Here is a 3,792-nt window from a genome sequence, read left to right on the forward strand (position 1 = left end):
GGCAGCGACCGTGGCGCGGAATGGCGGGTGATGGCGCCGGCCTCGCTGCTGGCGCTCGCGCTGGTGGCTGTGGTGGCCGGCGTGCGTYCGCAGGCACTGCCGATCGCCCTGCCCTTGTTGTTGGCGTGGACCTTTGCGCCGGCATTGATGGCGTGGCTGGGTCGCCCGCCGGCTGCAAGCGTGGCCGAGTTGTCGGTCACGCAACGGGCGTTCCTGGGCCGGCTTGCGCGGCGCACCTGGTCCTTCTTCCAGGCCTGGGTGCGCGAGCAGGATCATTGGCTGCCGCCGGACAACATCCAGGAGCATCCGGCGCTGGTGGTCGCGCGACGCACCTCGCCGACCAACATCGGCCTGTCCCTGCTGGCCAATCTGTCTGCGTGGGATTTCGGCTATCTGCAGCAGGGCGCGGTGGCTGAACGTACCGCCCGCACGTTCGATACGCTGGACCAGCTGCCGCGCCACCGCGGCCACTTCCTGAACTGGTACGACACCGAAACCCTGGCGCCGCTGCCGCCGCGCTACGTCTCCACCGTCGACAGCGGCAACCTTGCCGGACACCTGCTTACCCTGCGCCAGGGCCTGCTCGCGCTGGTGGATGCGCCGGTGTTGGCGCCGCACACGTTCGATGGCCTGGCCGAWACGCTGGGCGTGCTGGAAGAGGAGCGGCAGCGTCATCGCGCCGACGATGCGCCGCTGGTCGAGGCGCTCAATCATCTTCGCCAGCGTCTGGCGTCTACGCGTGTCGACCGTCCCGTCGGGACGGCGCAGTCGCTGGCCCGCCTGCAGGAACTGGCCGGTCTGGCCGACGCCGTGCTGCTGCAATGGCCGGCACCGGCCTCGCCCGAGGACGGTGAGCTGCATTGGCCGGCCCTGTTCGCCGCCGAATGCCATGCCGCCCACGCCTCGCTTGCCGATATCCCTGCCGATGCCAGCGCGGCCGTCGATGCACCGGTGCCAAGCCTGCGTCAGTTGGCCGCCCTGCCCGGCGCGGCCGGCGCGGACGCGCGCGCGCGCATCGAGCAGCTGCAGGACCTGGCGCACCGCGCCGGGCAGTTCTCGCTGATGGAATACGGGTTCCTGTTCTACCGTACCCGCAACCTGCTTTCGATCGGCTACAACGTAGACGACCACCGCCTCGACAACAGCTTCTACGACCTGCTGGCTTCCGAAGCGCGGCTGGGCGCGTTCGTTGCGATTGCGCAGGGCCAGCTGGCACAGGAAAGCTGGTTCGCGCTCGGCCGCATGCTTACCGAGGTCAACGGCACGCCGACACTGCTGTCATGGAGTGGCTCGATGTTCGAGTACCTCATGCCGCAGCTGGTGATGCCCAGCTATCCGGACACGTTGCTGGACCAGACCGCACGGCACGCGGTCGAGGCACAGATCGTCTACGGCCGTACGCTGAACCTGCCATGGGGCGTGTCCGAGTCCGGCTACAACGCCGTCGATGCCCGCCTGAACTACCAGTACCGGGCGTTCGGCGTGCCCGGATTGGGGCTCAAACGCGGCCTTGGGCAGGATCGGGTCATCGCACCCTATGCCAGCATGATGGCACTGATGGTGGCGCCGGAAGCGGCCTGCCAGAACCTCCAGGTGCTGGAAGGATTGGGGTTCTGCGGGCGTTTCGGCATGTACGAGGCCATCGACTACACGCCCACCCGGGTGCCGCCGGGACAGGATCACGTCCTGTTGCGTTCGTTCATGGCCCACCACCAGGGCATGGGCCTGCTGTCGCTGGATTACCTGCTGCGCGACCAGCCGATGCAGCGCCGCTTCCTTGCCGATGTCGAGTTCCAGGCCACCTTGCTGCTGCTGCAGGAACGCATCCCGCGCGTGGGCGTGTTCCATCCCCATGAGGTCGAAGCGCTTGGCGAGCACTCGGCACTGGCCGAGCACGAGACGTCCCTGCGCGTCCTGCGCGACCCGGGTGGCCCGCGCCCGGAAGTGCAGCTGCTGTCCAACGGTCGCTACCACGGCATGCTGACCCATGCCGGCGGCGGCTACAGCCGCCACGGCGACCTGTCGCTTACCCGCTGGCGCGAGGACGGTACCACCGATGCATGGGGCACGTTCTGCTATCTGCGCGACGTGGACAGCGGCGAGTTCTGGTCTGCCGCCTACCAGCCCACCTGCGTGGCAGTGGACAATTACGAGGCGATCTTCTCTGACGCCAAGGCGGAATTCCGCGGTGTGCGCCGCGGCTGCGAGAGCCACCTGCAGGTCGCCATCTCCGCCGAGGACGACATCGAGCTCAGGCGCCTGCGCCTGACCAACCGCAGTCGTCGCCCGCGCACGGTGGAGATCACCACCTATGCCGAAGTGGTGCTGGCACCCGCCGCGGCCGACGATGCGCACCCGGCCTTCAGCAACCTCTTCGTGCAGAGCGAGATCCTGGCCGCAAAGCAGGCGGTGCTGTGCTCGCGCCGGCCACGTTCGCACGACGAGGTGCCGCCGTGGATGTTCCATCTGGTGGCGGTGCACGATGCGGAAGTGGTGGCGATCTCCTATGAAACCGACCGTGCGCGCTTCCTGGGCCGTGGCAACACGCCGCGCACGCCGCAGGCATTGACCACCGATGCCGACCTGTCCGGCACCGATGGTTCGGTGCTGGACCCGATCGTGGCCATCCGCGTCCGCGTGGTGCTTGAGCCCGAGCAGACCGTACAGCTGGACATGGTGTATGGCATCGGCGCCAGTCGCGGCGGTTGCGAAGCACTGGTGGACAAATACCGTGATCGTCGCCTGGCAGACCGCGTCTTCGACCTGGCCTGGACACACAGCCAGGTGGTGCGCCGGCAGATCAACGCAAGCCAGGCCGAGGCATCGCTGTACGAGCGCCTGGCCAGCCACGTGCTGTATGCCGGTCCGCTGCTGCGCGCCGGTGCAGGCGTCCTGCAGCAGAACCAGCGAGGACAATCCGGGCTGTGGGGTCATGCCATCTCCGGTGACCTGCCCATCGTGCTGCTGAAGGTCACCGACGCGGACAACGTGGAACTGGTCCGGCAACTGGTGCAGGCGCATGCCTACTGGCGCCAGAAGGGCCTCAACACCGACCTGGTCATCTGGAACGACAGCAAGGCCGGCTATCGGCAGGAGCTGCAGGACCAGATCCTGGGGATGGTGGCCGCCAGTTCGGAGACCGGCCTGCTCGACCGCCCCGGCGGCATTTTCGTGCGGCCGGTGCAGAACATGACCCACGAGGACCGCATTCTGTTGCAGGCGGTGGYGCGGGCGGTCATCAGCGACGAAGACGGTACGTTGGTCGCGCAGGTGGGGCGTCAGCCGTTGCCTCCGCGACGGATCCCGGCCCTGGTGCCGCAGGCGCTGCAGCAGGAGCTGGCCCTGTCGATGGAGGCGACGCCCGGGCTGCCCATCATTGCCGACCTGGGCCCGGAGCCCGGACTGCCGCCGAGCGCCGAGCACGACGAAGAAGTGGACGACCCGTGGCCTTTCCTTCCCTACCGCGGCACCGGCCGATTCGACAACGGCACCGGCAGTTTCAGCGAGGACGGCCGCGAGTACGTCGTGGTGGTACGCGAAGGCGCGCCGACGCCGGCGCCATGGGCCAACGTGATCGCCAACGCCCGCCTGGGCACGGTCGTCAGCGAGAGTGCACCGGGCTACACATGGTTCGAGAATGCACACGAATTCCGCCTGACGCCCTGGCTCAATGATCCGGTGTCGGACACTGGCGGCGAAGCCTTCTACGTGCGCGACGAGGACACCGGTCGTGTCTGGTCGCCGATGCCGCTGCCGCGCCGTGGCACCGGCGCGTACCGTACGCGCCATGGC

General features: G+C 68.3%; 1 protein-coding gene. It reads left to right on the plus strand.

What is annotated here, in order from left to right; translation table 11 throughout:
- A partial coding sequence (locus AC1VAN_RS14600; protein WP_480986064.1) for a glucoamylase family protein occupies positions 1-3,792 on the plus strand: 3,792 nt, incomplete at both ends.

This window comes from Stenotrophomonas sp. 05L44_2 (assembly GCF_056665995.1).